Below are 17015 nucleotides of genomic sequence, written 5' to 3' on the forward strand. Positions count from 1 at the left end.
CTCTAGGGTGGGGTCGTCGTTGAGGTGAATGAGGGCAACGGGGACCCTGGAGATCTTGCGGAGGATCGAAGGCTGTGGGTAACAGAAGGCGCGTCGCCGAGCGACGGAAGACCAAGCCCGCCGTGATCGGCGGGATGATCGCCGTGGTGGTCGGCGGCGCCGGCGTCGGCGTCTACGCGCTGTACGGCGGCGGGGCCGCGGCCGACGACCGCACCCAGTCGACGTCCGCCACCGCCGAGGAAAAGGCGAAGGACATCCCGTCCGGTCCGCTGTCGGCGACCGAGGTCACCACCGCCGCGCGGAAGTTCCTCACGGCCTGGCAGCAGGGCGAGGTGACCGCCGCCGCGGCCGCCACCGACGACGCGAAGCCGGCCACCGCCCTGCTGACCGGCTACACCAAGGACGCCCACATCAAGGGCGTCACGCTCACCGCGGGCGCGCGCACCGGCGACAAGGTCCCCTTCTCCGTGAAGGGGACGGTGTCGTACAAGGGCACCGAGAAGCCGCTGTCGTACGACAGCGCGCTCACCGTGGTCCGCGGCACCGGCGACGGAAAGCCGGTCGTCGACTGGCACGCCTCCGTCCTCCACCCGGACCTCCAGGACGGCGACACCCTGGTCACCGGCGAGTCCGGGACCCCGCCGATCAAGGCGGTCGACCGGGACGGCGGGGAGCTGACCGAGGCGAAGTACCCATCGCTGGGCACGGTCCTGGACGGGCTGCGCGAGAAGTACGGCAAGACGGCCGGCGGCAAGGCGGGCATCGAGCTGCGGGTCGTGCGCGGCACGTCCGCGAAGTCGTCGAAGGCGTCCGACAAGACCCTGCTGGAGCTGAGCAAGGGCACGCCGGGCACCGTGAAGACGACCCTGGACCCGAGGCTCCAGGCTGCGGCCGAGGCACAGGTGGCCAGGAAGGCACGGTCGTCGGTCGTCCTGATGCGCCCCTCCACGGGCGAGATCCTCGCCGCGGCGAACGCCTCCCACGGCTTCAACACCGCCTTCCAGGGCTCCCTCGCCCCGGGCTCCACGATGAAGGTCATCACCTCGTCGATGCTGATCGAGAAGGGGCTCGCGTCGGCGGACAAGCCGCATCCGTGCCCGAAGTACTTCACGTACGGCGGCTGGAAGTTCCAGAACGACGACAAGTTCCAGATCAAGGGCGGCACCTTCAAGGCGAGCTTCGCCCGGTCCTGCAACACCGCCTTCATCAGCCAGGCGCCCGACCTGGAGAACGACGACCTGACCAAGCAGGCCCAGCAGGTGTTCGGCCTGGGACTGAACAACTGGGCCATCGGTGTGCCGTCCTTCGACGGCTCGGTGCCGGTGCAGAGCGCGGCCCAGATGGCGGCCTCGCTCATCGGGCAGGGCGGGGTCCGGATGAATCCGCTGAACATGGCGTCGGTGTCGGCGACGGTCGCGTCCGGCACCTTCAAGCAGCCCTACCTGGTGTCCCCGACGGTCGACGACCGCACCCTGGCGAAGGCCTCGCGCACCCTGTCCGCGGGCACCCTCTCCCAGCTGCGGGAGCTGATGGCGTACACGGCGGCCTACGGCACGGCGGCCGAGGCGATGTCCGGGGTCACCGGGAACGTCGGCGCGAAGACCGGTTCGGCGGAGGTCGACGGCCAGAAGAAGCCGAACGGCTGGTTCACCGCGTACCGGGGCGACCTGGCGGCCGCGGGCGTGGTCCAGCAGGGCGGCCACGGCGGCGAGACGGCGGGACCGATCGTGGCGTCACTGCTGAAGCTGGGCGGCTGACTCCCCGCGTCCCACCGGCGTCGCCAGGTACGTCCGCCGCAGGAACCTGAGCAGCGCCTTCGTCTCGAACTGCACCACCGAGACGCCCTGCGCGGAGTGGAACTCGACCACGGCCTGCACCCGGCCGCACGGCCACACGCGGACCTCTCCGCTGCCGACCGGGGCGCGCAGCCCCTGTTCGAGGAGTGAGCGCGAGAACGTCCACTCGTCGTGGGTGCTCGGCAGACCGACCCGGACCGAACGCGGGTCGGTCTCGGGGTCGTAACGAAGGATCACCGGGACGGCCTCGTCCTCCACGACGTCCGCGTCCGAAACGATGTGGGCTCGCGCGTACTGTTCGACTACAGACATCGTGACGGGCCTCTCACGCTGCGTAACCTGTGCGGAAGCTGTGCATCCACTGCCTCTCCAGCGTCGCATATTTCCCGGATTCCGCCCCCGGGGCCGTGCTCCTTGCTCCTGGCTACGGACAGCTGTTCGTGGTGCACCTCTCTTGCAAGTAGTTCGCAACAAGCCACTATCATCGAACGGTGCATGTTCCTGACGGATTCATCGACGCCCCCATCTCGGTGGCGACCGGCGCGGTCGCCGCGGCCGCGGTCGCTGTGAGCCTGCGCGGCGCCCGCCGTGAACTGGACGAACGCACCGCGCCGCTGGCCGGCCTGGTGGCGGCGTTCATCTTCGCCGTGCAGATGCTGAACTTCCCCGTCGCGGCGGGGACCAGCGGACATCTGCTCGGCGGTGCGCTCGCGGCGATCCTCGTCGGCCCCTACACCGGTGTGCTGTGCATTGCCGTGGTCCTGCTCATGCAGGGCATCCTGTTCGCGGACGGCGGCCTCACCGCGCTCGGCGTGAACATCACGGTCATGGGCGTCGTCACGACGGTCGTCGCCTACGTCCTCTTCCGCGGGCTGGTGAAGGTGCTGCCCCGCAAGCGGCGCTCCATCACCGTCGCCTCCTTCGTCGCCGCCCTGGTCTCCGTGCCCACCGCGGCTCTCGCCTTCACCTTCCTCTACTGGCTCGGCGGCACCACCGACGTCTCGATCGGCAAGGTCGCCACCGCCATGGTCGGCGTGCACATCCTGATCGGCGTCGGCGAGGCCGCGATCACCGCGCTGACCGTCGGCGCCGTCGTCGCCGTCCGCCCGGACCTCGTGTACGGCGCCCGTGGCCTGCACCAGAAGCTGAAGCTGCGGGTGAACGGCGAGCTGGTCGACGTGCCCGACGCCGAACCGGTGCCGGTCGCCGCCCGGTCCCACCGCAAGGTGTGGGCCGTCGGCCTGGTCACCTCCCTCGTCCTGGCAGGGTTCGTCAGCTTCTACGCCTCCGCGAACCCCGACGGTCTGGAGAAGGTCGCCGCCGACAAGGGCATCGACGCGAAGACCGAGGAGCACGCGGCCGCGGACTCCCCGCTCGCCGACTACGGCGTCAAGGACGTGGACGACGCCCGCCTGTCCGGTGGTCTCGCCGGTGTGATCGGCGTCGGGGTCACGGTCGTCGCGGGCAGCACCGTGTTCTGGGCGGTGCGCAGGCGCCGCACCAACGACACCTCGCCCGTCAGCACGGGCGTGTGACATGGGTGCCGGGCACGCGCACAAGCTCTACCGGCACGGGCACTCGCCCGTGCACGCCCTGCCGCCGCACACGAAACTCGCGGCGACCTTCGCCTTCGTGCTGGTCGTGGTGTCGACCCCGCGGGAGGCGATGTGGGCGTTCGGGCTGTACGCCGTGCTCCTGGCCTGCGTCGCGTACGCGGCCCGCGTGCCCGCCGGTTTCCTGCTCAAGCGGCTGCTGATCGAGGTGCCGTTCGTCGCCTTCGCGGTGCTGATGCCGTTCGTGGCGGAGGGCGAGCGCGTCGAGGTCCTGGGCCTCCAGCTGAGCGTGAGCGGCCTGTGGGGCGCCTGGAACGTGCTCGCCAAGGGGACCCTCGGCGTCGCCGCGTCCGTACTCCTCGCCTCCACGACCGAACTGCGCGAACTCCTCCTCGGACTCCAGCGGCTGAAGCTCCCGCCGCTGCTCGTGCAGATCGCCTCCTTCATGATCCGGTACGGCGACGTCATCACGGACGAGATGCGGCGGATGCGGATCGCCCGGGAGTCGCGGGGCTTCGAGGCGAGCGGCGTCAAACACTGGGGCGTCCTCGCGAAGTCCGCGGGGGCGCTGTTCATCCGCTCCTACGAACGCGGCGAGCGCGTGCACCTGGCCATGATCAGCCGCGGGTACGCCGGTTCGATGCCGGTCATCGACGAGGTGACCGCGTCCCGGGCGCAGTGGTCGTCCGCGCTGACCCTCCCGTTCGCCGCCCTCGTCGTATGTCTGCTGGGATGGACGCTGTGACCGCTTCCCTCGAGGTCTCCGGCCTCGCCTTCGCCTATCCCGACGGCCATCAGGCCCTGTTCGGCGTGGACTTCGCCATCGCCCGCGGCGAGCGGGTCGCGCTGCTCGGGCCGAACGGCGCCGGCAAGACGACTCTGGTGCTGCACCTCAACGGCATCCTGAGCGGCGGCACCGGCACCGTGAAGGTCGCCGGACTGCCCGTCGGCAGGCAGCACATGGCCGAGATCCGGCGCAAGGTCGGCATCGTCTTCCAGGACCCGGACGACCAGCTCTTCATGCCGAGCGTGCGCGAGGACGTGGCGTTCGGGCCGGCGGCGGCCGGGCTGAAGGGGCCCGAGCTGGAGCAACGCGTGCGGACGGCCCTGGAGCGGGTCGGCATGCAGGACTTCGCCGACCGGCCCCCGCACCACCTCTCCTTCGGCCAGCGGCGCCGGGTGGCGGTCGCGACGGTGCTGGCGATGGAGCCGGAGATCCTCGTCCTCGACGAGCCCTCCTCCAACCTCGACCCCGCCTCCCGCCGCGAACTGGCCGACATCCTGCGGTCCTTGGACGTGACCGTCCTGATGGTCACGCACGACCTGCCGTACGCCCTGGAGCTGTGCCCGCGCTCGCTGATCCTGAGCGACGGCACGATCGCCGCCGACGGGAAGACCGGGGAACTCCTGGCCGACGACGAGCTGATGCGCGCCCACCGGCTGGAGCTGCCGTTCGGTTTCGATCCGCGTCCGGCGCCGGTGCCCGGAGGCCGTCCGTGACAATGGGCGCGTGACGAACCAAGAGGACGCCGGTGCCGAGGGCTCGCTGCTGCTGGACGACCAGCTGTGCTTCGCGCTGTACGCCGCCCAGCGGGCGGTGACGGCCGCGTACCGGCCGCTCCTGGAGGACCTCGGCCTCACCTACCCGCAGTACCTCGTGCTGCTGGTGCTGTGGGAGCGCGGCGAGATCACGATCAAGGAGCTGGCGGGCGCCCTGCGCCTCGACTACGGCACGGTGTCGCCGTTGCTGAAGCGACTGGAGAGCGCGGGGCTCGTGCGCCGGGAGCGCGCGGTGAGCGACGAGCGCTCGGTGCTGGTCGCGTGCACGGGGCGCGGGGAGGCACTCAAGGAGCGCGCGGGGCGGGTGCCCGGCGCCCTGCTCACGGCCACGGAGCTGGACGGCGCGGAGGCCGCGCGGCTGCGCGAGGAGCTGTGGCGGCTCGCGGACCGGGCGGAGGCCGCGGCCGAGCGCGGCCGCTGACCCCGGCCCCGGCATCACTCGTTGACATCGCGTTACCCGCGGTTGCCCCTCCCGGCCGTGCAAGGCATGGCTACCGGCCGGTACCTTGTGCACGATGTACTTGCTGGGGGAGGTTCTGCCGTGATCGAAGAGACCGTCGAAAGTGCCGCCGTCGCCGTCTCCGTCGACACCCGTCCGACGAAGATCGCATACGTCGCTGAGGCCACCGCGCACGGCGGCCGGGACGGCTACGTCACCAGTCAGGACGGGCAGATCGAACTGAAGGTCGCGATGCCGCCGGAGCTCGGCGGGGACGGCAACGGAACCAACCCGGAGCAGCTGTTCGCGGCCGGCTACAGCTCCTGCTTCCACAACGCGCTGGTGATGGTCGGCCGCCGGTCCGGCTACGACCTGTCCGGTTCCACGGTCGCCGCGAAGGTCGGCATCGGCCCCAACCAGCACCGCGGCTACGGCCTCGCCGTCGCCCTCAGCGTCTCGCTGCCGGTCCTCGACGCGGACATCGCGGCGAAGCTGGTGGACGCGGCGCACGAGGTCTGCCCGTACTCCAACGCGACCCGCGGGAACATCGACGTGACGATCCTGCTTGGCTGAGGGGGACCCGCACGGCGAGACGAGGAGTACGGACGTGGACGTGAACGGCACGGTCGCCGAGGGCTTCGAGCCGGTCAGGGAAGCGTTCGCGAGGAACTTCGAGGCGCTCGGGGAGCGGGGCGCGGCGGTCGCCGTCTACCGGGACGGGCGCAGGGTCGTCGACCTGTGGGCCGGCACCAGGGACATCGACGGGACCGAACCCTGGCGGCGCGGCACCGCGCAGATCGTGCGCTCGGCGACCAAGGGCGTCGCCGCCGCCGTACCGCTGCTGCTGCGCCAGCGCGGGCTGCTGGACCTGGACGCGCCGGTGGGCGAGTACTGGCCGCAGTTCAAGGCACGGGGCAAGGAGCGGGTGCTGGTCAGGCACGTGCTGAACCACCGTGCCGGCCTCCCGGTCCTCGACCGTCCGCTCACGCCCGGCGAGGCCCTGAACCCGGCGCGGGGCGCCGAGGCGGTCGCCGCCCAGGCCCCGGTCTGGGAGCCGGGCACCGACCACGGATACCACGCGCTGACGTACGGCTGGATGCTCGACGAACTCGTGCGGCGCGTGACCGGCCTGTGGGCCGGCGAGTGGATCGCGGCACAGATCGCCGGCCCGCTGGGCGCCGACCTCTGGCTCGGGCTGCCGCAGGCCGAGGAGGAGGCGGGACGGACCGGGCGGGTGGGCCGGATCGAGACGCCGGAACCCGCCGCCGGAGCGAACCTGCGCGTCCGCCCCAAGCGGGCGGTCACCGAGGCCTACGACGACCCCGCCTCCCTCACCCGCCGCGCCTTCGCCGCGATCACCCCCTTCCCCGACCAGAACGCCCCGGCGTACCGGGCGGCCGCCCTTCCCGCGACCAACGGCATCGCGACCGCCGACGGCCTGGCCCGCTTCTACGCGGCGCTGATCGGCGAGGTCGACGGCGTCCGGCTCTTCGACCCGGCCACCATGGAGGCGGCCCGGACCGAGCAGTCGGCGGGACCCGACCGCGTCCTGGTCGTGAACACCCGCTTCGGCCTCGGCTACATGCTGCACGGCAGCGCGTCGCCGCTCCTCGGCCCGGGTTCCTTCGGCCACCCGGGCCGCGGCGGCTCCCTCGGCTTCGCCGACCCGGAGACCGGCATCGCCCTCGGCTATGTGACGAACGGCTTCCGCAAGACCGTGACGGCGGATCCGCGGGCGCAGGCCCTGGTCAGGGCGGTGCGCGGCGTCGTCGTGGCGGCGTAGCGGCTCAGACGTTGATCGGGTGGGACGTCCGGCCGGACGCCTCGTCGATCTCGTCGTGGGCTTTGGTCAGCAGGCGCATGGCGAGCTCGTTCAGGGCCCGCGCGCCCGCGACCTCCTCCCCCACCCTCGGCTGGTTCGCGTCGGTGCGGTGGCGGCTCGCGTGCCCCTGCGCGCGTACCTCGGAACCGTCGGGCAGCCGGACCATCGCGACCGCTCGCGTGTGCTGATCGTCCTCCCGGAACTCCAGCTCGACGTGCCATCCCACAGCGGTGTGCATCATGACGATCACCTCCGGAACATCTGCTTCCAGGGTGCTCCTCCGGCGGCACGGGCGCACGGCCTGAGGAGCCGCCCGCGGGTCCCGGAACGGTCCGCCCCTCGCGGGACGTTCGCCCAGGCAAGACGCCAAGCTGCTGGCCACGGTGACCGTACGGCCATGTCCCCTACCCGGCGTGCAGCATCAGCCCGATCCCGAGCACCAGGAGCCCCGCCGCAGCGATGCGCGGGGCTCCGAACCTCTCCTTGAAGAACACGGCACCGATCGCCGCGCCCACGATGATCGATGTCCTACCCGGCTCATACAGTGTTTGTCATGAGCCGATCGAAGTTACCCAAGACCGCCATCACGCCGGGCGAGCCCGCGGCGATCTACTGCCGGATCTCCCACACGCGGGACGAGGATCAGACGGGAGTCGACCGACAGGAACGCATCTGCCGGGAGATCGCCGAACGCCTCCAGCTTCGTGTTGAAGCGGCCATGTCTACGTGGACAACAACCGTTCGGCATGGCAGCGCAACCGGAAGCGGCCCGGGTGGGAGGAGATGCTGAAGGCGATGGGCGACGGAGAGATCCGGCACGTCATCGTCTACCACCCCGACCGCCTCATGCGACAACCCAAGGACCTCGAAGAGCTTCTCTCGATAGCCGACGACAAGCGCATCCTGCTGCACGGCGAGGCGAACCGACGCGACCTGTCGGACCCCTCAAATGCCTGCTGACCTGTGGATACTTACCTTCACTACCCTCCAGCGATCACTGTTGTCTTTCAACACCTTGCGCAACGCACGTGCAAGATGATCTTCAATGAGTGACGATACGTCAGAGAAGCCCGAGTATCCGTCAGACTTCGCGGGGGGGGTGTCCCCGAAATGGCTCGCAACATCCGACGCCGCCGGTCGCATCACGCGGGCGACGCGCTTTCGGTTCACCCGTCGTCCCAGGCGCCGCAGTTCGGCATGGATGCGCGGACCACCATAGGTCTTCCGGGAGGCGAGGTGCAGCACGGTGATCTCGTGCGCGAGCGAGTCGTCGGCGGCCTGGCGGGCGCACCGGGCGGCCCCGCTCGCGCGCCAGGCGTAGTAGGAGGAGCGGGTCACGTGCAGGACCCGGCACAGCAGAACGATCGGATAGTTCGCCTTCTCCGCATGGATGAACCGGCACAACTCGCTCACCGGTCGTTCTCCTTCACGAAGAAGGCGGCTTAGATTCAAGATCTCGATCGTCTGCTGCTGTTCGCGGTTCTCCTTGCGCAGCCGCTTGAGCTCCTCGCGCTCGGCACTGGTCAACTCGCCGGAGTCGCCCTCGCCCCGGGCCGTCTTGGCCTTGCGGTACCAGCCGCGCAGGGACTCGGGCTTGATGCCGAGTTCCCGGGCCACGGCCGGTGACCGTCTTGCCCGAGGAGTCGACGAGCGCGATCGCGTCCCGCTTGAACTCCTCTGTGTACCGCTTCGTGTACTTGTTTCCCACCTGGTGCTACTTCCTCTGGAACCTCGGGCCCCAGTCTCCAGGTGTCCAAGATCAAGGGGAAGCTTCACACCAGGCCAGCCCACCGACCTGGGCGGATACGTGCGCGGCCACTGGGGAATCGAAAATTCCAGCCACCATGTCAGAGATGTGGTGTTCGCCGAGGACGCCTCCACCGTCCACACCGGCAACGCGCCGCGGGCGATGGCAGCCTTGCGGAACCTGGCCATCGGCAGGCTGCGGCTGCTGGGAGCCGACAACATCGCCAAGACCACCCGAGCGATCCGGGACGCACCCGAACACGCCATCTGGATCTGGGGCATCACCGACAGCCCACTCCTACCGGGAACTCGAAGCCGCCCTGCTTGCCGACCCGGCAAGAGGCACCCCTCACATTCCTTCGTCGATCAGCTCCGGCCGGTGCTTCCGCTGGGCAGGCACGGACGCGTCCTTCCGAGGATCAGCGCCCGCTGCCTGCCCCGGAACGGCTCGGTATCAGGAGGGCTTGTAGAAGGTGAAGGTGCGGTGCGAGAAGGTGCCGACCGCGGTGTTGTTCGGCGTGCGCATGGCACGGAAGCGGACCTTGTCCTCGCCGCCGTGCTCCCTGAACACGTTCTTCAGGTAGGCGTCAAGGCCGTTGATATCCCGCTGACGTGCGTAGACCTCCTCCAGCGCGTCCTTCTGTTCGGAGTCGATCTTCCACTGCTTCTTTCGCCATTCGTCGTTGCCGGGCACCTTGGGCAGGCTGTCGAACTCCTCCTGCGTCTGCACCGTGAACATGTCCACCGGCCGCAACTCGTGCCGCTTCTCACCGGGGGAGGCCGCGTAGACGAGGACGTTCAGACCGTTGACCTCACCGCTCTCGATCTTCTTCTTGATCTCGGGCCACTCGGTCGTGGTGAGGACGCTGCTGCTGTCGATACCGTCCAACACATGAGCGGTGACCCAGTTCGTGAGGTCCTTGGCGAACGTACGGGACAACTGGTGCCACAGTTCACCCATGGTCGGGGAATCGTTCCACCTGGGGAGTCCGAAGCCGAGGCCGTTGAAGATGTAGCCCTGGACCGACGATTCCAAGGCGACGCCGCGACCTACGTTGGCATCATTGATGGCCTCGGCCGCGCCCATCTTCGACCAGATCTGACCGTGTTCCGAAGAGGCCGTGGCGCGACCCGTCAGGCCTCCCTCGAACATTCCTTCCGTGTCCTGGTGCTGAAGGAACCACATGTAATTGACCTGGTGTCCCCTCACATCGTCGGCGTGGAACCCCGCCATGATGTCGGCGACGGCGGACTTGTTGACCTCATTCCTGCCCGCCTCCCCGTCCACGGCCATTTCCATGTCATTCCTGACGGTGGCCAGCCAGTCCACCACCCCCTTCCTGAATCGGGGCTTCGCGGCCAGCGGTTTGATGCGGCCGATGCGATCCCACAAAACCCTCGCATCCGACTTGAACTTGAGTTCCGCCTGCGCCATCGCCTTTCCGTCTTCCGACCCGGACGATTCCCCGGAGCCCGGGGTGCGCGCTCCTGCCGCGGCCTGTCTGCCGCCCGCCCGCTGTACCGACGCGGTACCGGCCGTCGCCGACGGCGTCGACACCGGGTCCTCGGCGCCGCGAGTCGCGTGGGTGGAGCGCTGAACCGCCCCCTCGTCGACGTACTGCCGGCTCATCACCCGCGTCGCGTTCGCCTCCGCCTCACGCTCGAAACGGTCCGACGGATCGGAGACCGTCAGTCCGGACCCATTGTCGGTCCCGGCCACCGGGCCCTGGCGCTGCTGCACCACATGGGTGAGCTCATGGGCGAGCGTGTGCTTGTCCATGCCCTCGTGGCCGACGACGACGTGATGACCGGATGTGTAGGCCCGTGCGCCGACCTCCGCCGCGGAATCCCTGGCGGCCTCGTCGGTGTGCAGTCGTACGTCACCGAAGTCGGCGCCCAGCCGGGCTTCCATCTCCGTACGCAACGGGGTGTCCAGCGGACGGCCGGCGGAGCCCAGCACGTCATGGACCGCCGATCGTTGCACCTCGGATCCGTGTCCGCAGCCGGCGCCATGGCTGTGCCGCTGCTCCTCGACCGCTCTGGCCACGACGGCATTGCCCACCAGACGTTGCAGAGCCACGAGCCCCTCGGCATCCGTATGCGCCTCCGCACGCCCGTATCGTTCCCAGCTCCCTGTTGCCCTGCGAATCGGTTTACGCGCGTGCACGAGCACAACCTCCAAGTGGATGACCCTTCAGATATATCCGGGGAACCGTCGTCACCGGACGAGACGAAAGGCTCCACTTGAATCCCGCCCCGGTATTCCCTCAAGGGCATCGCGTGCTGCCCGTCATCCGACCTCGCCACCCACCGCGCGCGTCACCGGCGCCCTCGTCGCCCGGACGCCGGGGCCGAGCGCGGCGAGCACACCGATGACGCCCGCGCCCGCGAAGACCGCGAGCAGGAACACCCAGTCCACGCCGACCACGGCACCTTCCTGTCCGGCCACCGCCGCCACCCCGGCCGCAGTGCCCGCCAGGACGCCTAGTCCCGCGCCCAGCGCCGAGACCACCACCGACTCCACCCGCAGCATCGACCGCACCGCGGCACGCTCCATGCCGACCGCGCGCAACAGGCCGATCTCCCTCCCGCGTTCGAGGACCGCCATGCTCATGGTGTTGGCGACGCCGAGCGCCGCGACGACCACGGTCACACTGAGCAGCGCGTACAGCACGGACAACAGCGAGCCGAACGCGTCGCGAGCCGCACGCCCGGCGTCCGCCCGGTCCTCGACCAGCAGCACCGGATCGCGCAGCGCCCGGCGGATCTCCGCCTTGGCGGCAGCCGTACGACCCGGCTCCGCCCGCACCAGCACCGTGTCCACCTCGCCCGCGGACGTCCCGCGTCCGGTCACGGCCCGCTCCGGCAGCAGGGCGGGACCGAGGACGTCGGGGCCGTCGTAGACCGCGACGATCTCACGGTCCAGCGGCGGGCCGTCGACAGTACCCGTGCCCGATAGCTGCCTGCCGACCACGCGATCGCCCACCCGCCAGCCGTGCTCCTCGGCCAGGGCCCCTGTCACCGCGATACCCCGAGGCAGGTCGGAGAGGTCACCGGAGCGCACCCGGAGACCGACCAGGCGGCCCTCGTCCACGGCGTGCGGATCGACCACGACCGTCCACAGGCGAGAGCCGTCGCGCAGGCCGAAACCCGCCTCGCGCACCGAGCTGACCGCCGCCACGTGCGGCAGCCGCGCCACCCGGGCCGCCGTTGCGGCACCGATCTCCGCGAAGTCGACCGCGGTGATCCGCAGATCGCTGGGCACGGAAGCCGCGGCTTCCCGTTCCGCCGTGGCGCCCAGTGAGGACACCGCCACGGTGACCGCGCCGACCAGTGCCACGCACACGGTGAGCGCCCCGGAGGTCGCCGCCGTACGCCTCGGATCACGGCGGGCGTTGGCCAGGGCCAGGGTGCCGCGTACCCCGGTCAGCCGGCGCACCGGCGTCCGCAGCGCGCGGGTGACGCCCCGTGCGAGCATCGGAGTGAGCAGGATCAGGCCGGCCATCAGCACCGGAGTGGCCAGGCACAGGACGCCGAGGTTCCCACCGGCCACGGCCAGGACCGGCGCGCTCAGCGCCACAGCGGCGAAGCCGATCCAGGCGCGGCGCCGGGAGACACCGGCCGGTACGGGCAGGTCCGTGCGCAGTGCCGCGACGGGGGCGACGGCGGCGGCCCGTCGTGCGGGCAGGTACGCGGAGACGGCCGTGCATCCCACGCCGACGCAGAGGGCGGTCACCAGCGGAAGCGGGGCCAGGACGGCGGGCCGGACCGTACTCGTGGGGCCGGCCGCCGGTCCGAACAGGGCTCCCAGCAGCGCGGCGACACCGAGGCCGAGCGCGTAACCGGCCACGGCCGCGACGGTGCCGACCAGGGCAGCCTCCGCGAGCACCTGCCCCAGCACCCTGCGCCGCCCCGCCCCCACCGCGCGCAACAGGGCGTGTTCGCGGGCGCGCACCGCGCTGAGCATCGAGAAGGTGTTGCTCACCAGGAACGCGGAGACGAACAGAGCGATCCCCGCGAACAGCAGCAGGATCGTGCCGAGTTTCTTTCGATCGGGGGACGCCGCCGCCTCGGCGTCCAGCTCCGCGCGGGTGGCGACGTCCAGGCCGCGCGGCAGGACGGCGGCCACCCGGTCCGCGAGGGCCTCGTCGGAGGTACCCGCGGCGGCCTCCAGGGTCACCGACCCGTACCGGCCGGGGCCCGGCGCGAAAAGGGCACGCGCGGTGGCGCGGTCGAACGCGGTGACCGTGCCGCCCGCCGCGACGGCGAAGTCGTACACGGTGAACACCCCGGTCAGCCGGACCGTACGGGCCTCCCCGGCGACGACCACTCGCACCCGGTCGCCGACCCGGTACCCGGCCCGGGCCGCCGCCCACCGGTCCACGGCGATCTCACCGGGTCCGTGCGGGCCGCGCCCCTCGGTCATGGGATGACGGGGGTCGGTACCGCGCGCGCCGGGTACGTGGTCCACGCCCACGTCCGAGGACGGCGTCCCGACCAGGGTGCCGTCCGGCGCCACCAGGAACGCCCGGCCGCGCAGGGTGCCGCGGGCCGACGCCACCCCGGGCAGCTTCGAGAGCCGGTGCCGCAGGGCCTCGTCGGTCACCGCGTGCTCCCCCGTGGGACGCACCTCCACCGATACGTCGGGCCGGGAGGCCCGCTGGAGCTGCTCCGCGTCCCGGGCCAGGGCACCGGTGTACAGCAGGGAGCCGCTGACGCAAGCCACACCGATCAGCACGGCGAGGGCGGGCAGGATGAAGCGGTGCCGATCGCGGAGCACGGAGCGCAGGACCGTACGTAACATACGATGTGGGGCCTTCCGGGGTCGTGGGCGGGGACGTCACAGCCGGTGTACCGGCGGACGGAACGATTCTGGGCCGGGCGGGCAGGCGTGCGGATCAGCCGGAGGACCGAGTGCCGGACCCCCTCGCCGGGCGGTCATCGGCCGTTCGGCCGAGGCGCGGCGGCGGGCGGGCCCCGTAGCCTTCACCGGCATGAACGAGTTCTTCCACGTCCCGACGGGAGGCCGGCGGGTTGCGGCGCTCTGCGCGGCGGTGCTGCTGCTCGCCGGGGTGGCTGCCGAGGGCACGAACACCGGTTCCGTGCCGATGGCCGCGGCATGGACGGTGTCCGGCTTCCTCGTCCTCGCGGCCGTCGCCGCGCGTCCGGACCGCTTCGCCGCGACGGCCGCCTCGGGTGTCGTCGCCTCCTGCCTCGTGACCCTGGTGAACGCCAGGATGAGTACCCACGCGGAGACGACCTTCGGCATCATCGAATCGGCAGCGCTGCTGCTGGTCATGGCTCGTGCCGTCCGGCAGCTCCGGCCGCGGGGTGCCGTGCCCCTGGCCGGGGGTGCGTTCGCCGCTCTCAGCGCGCAGTTCCTGCGCTGCGATCCCGCCGAGTACCCGGACCTGGTGTCCTACGTCGTGCCCGTACTGTGGTTCGCCGCCGCCCTCGCCACCGTGCTCGGTCTCTACCTGCGGCTCCTCGACCGCTACCGGAAGCGGGAGCGCACGGCCGAGATCCAGGAACAGCGGCTCGAATACGCCCGGGACCTGCACGACTTCGTCGGCCACCACGTCACCGCGATCATCGCCCAGACCAGGGCGGTGCGGTACACGACGGCTGCGGGCCGGCCTCCGTCACCCGGCGAACTCGACGACATGCTGGCCGCCATCGAGGACGCCGGGTCCCAGGCCATGCGGTCGATGCGGTCCATGGTCACCGTCCTGCGCGACCCCCGGAGTCCCGGCGACCGGCCGGGAACGGGCGGCATGCTCACCGAACTGCGCGACCTGATCGAGCGGTTCTCCGCGAGCGGCCCAAAGACCACGCTCGCCCTGGACCCGCGCCTCGCCGGGGGTGATCTGCCTCCCGGCACCGCCACCACGGTGCACCAGATCGTGCGCGAGGCCCTGACGAACGTACGCAAGCACGCGGGCCGGGCCACCGCGGTCACCGTCGACGTACGACTGGAGGAGGACGGCTCGGAACGGCCCACCGTCCTTGTGGCGGTGACCGACGACGGACCGGACGCCGACCGGAGCACTCCGCCGACGGGTACGCCAGGTACCGGATTCGGCCTGACGGGGCTGTCGGAACGCGCCGCCATGGTCGGCGGCACGCTGACCGCGGGGCCGCGGGCGGGAGTCGGCTGGATCGTCGAGGCACGCATACCCCTTCCCGGTCCGCTGCCCGATCCCGGCCCCGCGGGCGACGACCGGGCCGCCGTCACGGCCGGAGCGGAGGGATGCGCCGGGATGCCCGGCACAACTGTCACCCTGGACACATGACGACCAGCATCCTCATCGCGGACGACCAGCCGATGATCCGCTCGGCCTACGGCATGATCCTCGGCGCCCAGCCCGACATGGAGGTCGTCGCCTCCGTGGCCGACGGCTCGACCGCGGTGCGCGAGGCCCGGCGGCTCCGCCCCGACGTGTGTGTGCTGGACATCCGGATGCCGGGCCTGGACGGCCTGGAGGCAACCCGCCTGCTGGCCGGCCCGCAGGCGACCGACCCGCTGAAAGTCCTCATCTCCACCACGTTCGACCTGGACGAATACGTGTACCGGGCGCTGCGTCACGGTGCCTGTGGGTTCCTGCTGAAAGACGGGTCGCCCGCACTGCTGGTGGAGGCCGTGCGCGCGGTGGCCGCCGACACCGCTCTGATTTCCCCGACGGTCACGGTGCGCCTGCTCAGGCACATGACCGACGCCGCCGGCCGGACCGGCGACGGAAGGCGGGGCCGGGCGGGCACCGGCCCGGTTCCGCCGGGAAGCACTCTCACCGCGCGTGAACTGGACGTCGTACGCCTCGTCGCCCGTGGCCGCACCAACGAGGAGGTGGCTGCCGAGCTGCACGTCTCCCTGTCCACCGTCAAGACGCACGTCGGCAGCGTGCAGCGCAAGCTCGCCACCCGCAACCGGGTGGAGATCGCCGCCTGGGCGTGGGAGAACGGAGTGTGCGCGGGCGGGGACGAGACTGACGGAACGCACTCAGGCCGGACGTGACGGGGACGGGGTGCCCCCAGGTACCACCGAGGTCTTCCCCGGGGACGGTTCAGGACCGGCAGGTCACCGCAGGCGGACGTAGACGGAAGTGAGCAGCGTCTGCGCCGGGCGGAGGAAGACCGCGGCGCAGAACAGCGTGAGCATCACCATCGGCACCGCGGTCGCCGCCGCTCCAGCGACGTACGCGTTGGAGGTGACATGGTTCAGGACCATCTCGCGCACGGCGGGACGCGAGGGTGTGAAGGCCTGCCACAACGACCACCAGACGGCCCCCATGACAGACGCTCCCAGCGCGGCTGCTGCCAGCAGCCGGGGCCAGACACTCCGCCGCCAGACCAGTACCCACGAGCGACGCAGCGCCCGCCGTGCCGTCAGACCGTCCACGGCGACGGCGGCGGGGGCCAGTATGAATCCGAGGCGCAGGAGGACCGGCAACGGCGCCAGCATCGAGGCGAGCCCGACCGGTGTTTCGAACGGGCCGCCCATGCGAAAGGGGTCGAGGCCGGTGAACAGGTCCAGGGCGGATGCCACGCCCACGCTCGCCGCCCCGGCGGCGAGCACCGCCGCGAGTACGAGTGCGGCACGCAGGACGTAGACGACGAGTATGCCCGCGGCCCTGGGACGCAGTCGCCGCCACACCTCGCGCACGGACGGCCGGGGGTGCTCCCTCTCACCGGTGCCACCGGCCACGGCCGCCGCGTGCACCACGGCGCTGCCCGCGGCGACGACCAACCCGCCGAGCGGTACCGCAAGGAGCGCGGGAGGAACGACACGCAACCAGTCGGCGGAGTAGGAGTCCTCGGCTGCACGAGCGGCGAGCGCCTCGTCCCACAGTCCTTCGAATCCGGGCCAGGCCAGGGCGAACGCCATCACGGTCACCAGCAGGCAGCCGAGCGGGACGAGCACGGTGACGCACAGGACAATGGCTGTCGACGGCCACTGGCAGGGCCGGGCGACGTCCGCCGTCATCCGTGTGCCCGCCACCCCGCTGCCGAACTTCCGGTTCCACCACATCCGCTCACAGATATCACCGGCCGACGGCCAAGAAGCACCTCGAGCCCGGAGGTGAGCAGGATCAGAGCAGTGA

Annotated in this window: 16 protein-coding genes and 1 pseudogene; 10 read left to right on the forward strand and 7 right to left on the reverse strand. The window is 71.0% G+C overall.

The features are described from left to right. The first annotated feature begins 74 nt into the window (after positions 1 to 74). On the forward strand, positions 75 to 1757 hold the full coding sequence (locus KUM49_RS43390; RefSeq protein WP_217242453.1) for a penicillin-binding transpeptidase domain-containing protein: 1683 nt from the start codon (positions 75 to 77) through the stop codon (positions 1755 to 1757). On the opposite strand, the gene KUM49_RS43395 is transcribed toward KUM49_RS43390, so the two are convergent. Continuing rightward, on the reverse strand, positions 1734 to 2108 hold the full coding sequence (locus tag KUM49_RS43395) for an SsgA family sporulation/cell division regulator (RefSeq protein ID WP_217242454.1): 375 nt from the start codon (positions 2106 to 2108) through the stop codon (positions 1734 to 1736). The genes KUM49_RS43390 and KUM49_RS43395 overlap by 24 nt on opposite strands. Before the next feature lie 179 nt (positions 2109 to 2287). On the opposite strand from KUM49_RS43395, the gene KUM49_RS43400 reads away from it, so the two are divergent. The 6 genes from KUM49_RS43400 to KUM49_RS43425 all read left to right on the forward strand — a co-directional run bounded on the left by KUM49_RS43400 (position 2288) and on the right by KUM49_RS43425 (position 7131). Continuing rightward, the gene (locus tag KUM49_RS43400) at positions 2288 to 3331 is read left to right on the forward strand and encodes an energy-coupling factor ABC transporter permease (RefSeq protein WP_217242455.1); all 1044 of its coding nucleotides are present in this window, start codon (positions 2288 to 2290) and stop codon (positions 3329 to 3331) included. 1 nt (position 3332) lies between these two features. After that, on the forward strand, positions 3333 to 4094 hold the full coding sequence (gene cbiQ, locus KUM49_RS43405) for a cobalt ECF transporter T component CbiQ (RefSeq protein WP_217242456.1): 762 nt from the start codon (positions 3333 to 3335) through the stop codon (positions 4092 to 4094). Then, positions 4082 to 4849 (forward strand): energy-coupling factor ABC transporter ATP-binding protein, encoded by a 768-nt coding sequence (locus tag KUM49_RS43410; protein ID WP_217242457.1) that lies wholly within the window; start codon positions 4082 to 4084, stop codon positions 4847 to 4849. Before cbiQ ends, KUM49_RS43410 begins: the two co-directional genes overlap by 13 nt. Positions 4850 to 4859: 10 nt before the next feature. Beyond that, entirely contained in the window at positions 4860 to 5330 is a 471-nt protein-coding gene (locus KUM49_RS43415) for a MarR family winged helix-turn-helix transcriptional regulator (protein WP_217242458.1), read from the forward strand. A gap of 120 nt (positions 5331 to 5450) precedes the next feature. Further along, entirely contained in the window at positions 5451 to 5921 is a 471-nt protein-coding gene (locus KUM49_RS43420; RefSeq protein ID WP_308407000.1) for an organic hydroperoxide resistance protein, read from the forward strand. A 34-nt stretch (positions 5922 to 5955) separates the two neighbouring features. Beyond that, positions 5956 to 7131 carry a serine hydrolase domain-containing protein gene (locus tag KUM49_RS43425; RefSeq protein WP_217242459.1) on the forward strand — a complete coding sequence of 392 codons (1176 nt, stop codon included), beginning with the start codon at positions 5956 to 5958 and terminating at the stop codon, positions 7129 to 7131. A gap of 4 nt (positions 7132 to 7135) precedes the next feature. On the opposite strand, the gene KUM49_RS43430 is transcribed toward KUM49_RS43425, so the two are convergent. Continuing rightward, positions 7136 to 7411 carry a DUF1876 domain-containing protein gene (locus KUM49_RS43430; protein WP_217242460.1) on the reverse strand — a complete coding sequence of 92 codons (276 nt, stop codon included), beginning with the start codon at positions 7409 to 7411 and terminating at the stop codon, positions 7136 to 7138. A 163-nt stretch (positions 7412 to 7574) separates the two neighbouring features. Beyond that, positions 7575 to 7697 (reverse strand): annotated as a pseudogene (locus tag KUM49_RS43435) (EamA family transporter); the annotation flags it as partial. 199 nt (positions 7698 to 7896) lie between these two features. On the opposite strand from KUM49_RS43435, the gene KUM49_RS49500 reads away from it, so the two are divergent. Then, entirely contained in the window at positions 7897 to 8130 is a 234-nt protein-coding gene (locus KUM49_RS49500) for a recombinase family protein (RefSeq protein ID WP_308407001.1), read from the forward strand. On the opposite strand, the gene KUM49_RS43445 is transcribed toward KUM49_RS49500, so the two are convergent. The 3 genes from KUM49_RS43445 to KUM49_RS43455 form a co-directional block, all read right to left on the reverse strand. Next, positions 8116 to 8787, reverse strand: a complete 672-nt coding sequence (locus tag KUM49_RS43445; RefSeq protein WP_217242461.1) for an IS3 family transposase — start codon at positions 8785 to 8787, stop codon at positions 8116 to 8118. The genes KUM49_RS49500 and KUM49_RS43445 overlap by 15 nt on opposite strands. A gap of 583 nt (positions 8788 to 9370) precedes the next feature. Continuing rightward, entirely contained in the window at positions 9371 to 10996 is a 1626-nt protein-coding gene (locus KUM49_RS43450; RefSeq protein WP_308407002.1) for a DUF4157 domain-containing protein, read from the reverse strand. 210 nt (positions 10997 to 11206) lie between these two features. Then, on the reverse strand, positions 11207 to 13696 hold the full coding sequence (locus tag KUM49_RS43455) for an ABC transporter permease (RefSeq protein ID WP_308407003.1): 2490 nt from the start codon (positions 13694 to 13696) through the stop codon (positions 11207 to 11209). A gap of 214 nt (positions 13697 to 13910) precedes the next feature. On the opposite strand from KUM49_RS43455, the gene KUM49_RS43460 reads away from it, so the two are divergent. Together KUM49_RS43460 and KUM49_RS43465 are read left to right on the forward strand one after the other, a co-directional pair. Further along, positions 13911 to 15209: a sensor histidine kinase gene (locus tag KUM49_RS43460; RefSeq protein ID WP_217242463.1), complete on the forward strand. Its 1299-nt coding sequence runs from the start codon at positions 13911 to 13913 to the stop codon at positions 15207 to 15209. Beyond that, positions 15206 to 15928: a response regulator transcription factor gene (locus tag KUM49_RS43465; protein ID WP_217242464.1), complete on the forward strand. Its 723-nt coding sequence runs from the start codon at positions 15206 to 15208 to the stop codon at positions 15926 to 15928. Before KUM49_RS43460 ends, KUM49_RS43465 begins: the two co-directional genes overlap by 4 nt. 63 nt (positions 15929 to 15991) lie before the next feature. Here the strand turns inward: KUM49_RS43465 and KUM49_RS43470 are convergent, their stop codons facing one another. Further along, positions 15992 to 16942, reverse strand: coding sequence for a hypothetical protein (locus KUM49_RS43470; protein ID WP_217242465.1), 951 nt, complete (start codon positions 16940 to 16942; stop codon positions 15992 to 15994). Between the last annotated feature and the right edge of the window lie 73 nt (positions 16943 to 17015).

Source organism: Streptomyces sp. AC555_RSS877 (assembly GCF_019049245.1).
Classification (GTDB): Bacteria; Actinomycetota; Actinomycetes; order Streptomycetales; family Streptomycetaceae; genus Streptomyces.

What these genes read in the sequence shown, in the direction of transcription:
- KUM49_RS43460 (WP_217242463.1), top strand. Translation starts at nt 13,911, where the DNA reads ATGAACGAGTTCTTCCACGTCCCGACGGGAGGCCGGCGGGTTGCGGCG.
- KUM49_RS43430 (WP_217242460.1), bottom strand. Translation starts at nt 7,411, where the DNA reads ATGATGCACACCGCTGTGGGATGGCACGTCGAGCTGGAGTTCCGGGAG.
- KUM49_RS43395 (WP_217242454.1), bottom strand. Translation starts at nt 2,108, where the DNA reads ATGTCTGTAGTCGAACAGTACGCGCGAGCCCACATCGTTTCGGACGCG.
- KUM49_RS43410 (WP_217242457.1), top strand. Translation starts at nt 4,082, where the DNA reads ATGGACGCTGTGACCGCTTCCCTCGAGGTCTCCGGCCTCGCCTTCGCC.
- KUM49_RS43470 (WP_217242465.1), bottom strand. Translation starts at nt 16,942, where the DNA reads ATGTGGTGGAACCGGAAGTTCGGCAGCGGGGTGGCGGGCACACGGATG.
- cbiQ (WP_217242456.1), top strand. Translation starts at nt 3,333, where the DNA reads ATGGGTGCCGGGCACGCGCACAAGCTCTACCGGCACGGGCACTCGCCC.
- KUM49_RS43465 (WP_217242464.1), top strand. Translation starts at nt 15,206, where the DNA reads ATGACGACCAGCATCCTCATCGCGGACGACCAGCCGATGATCCGCTCG.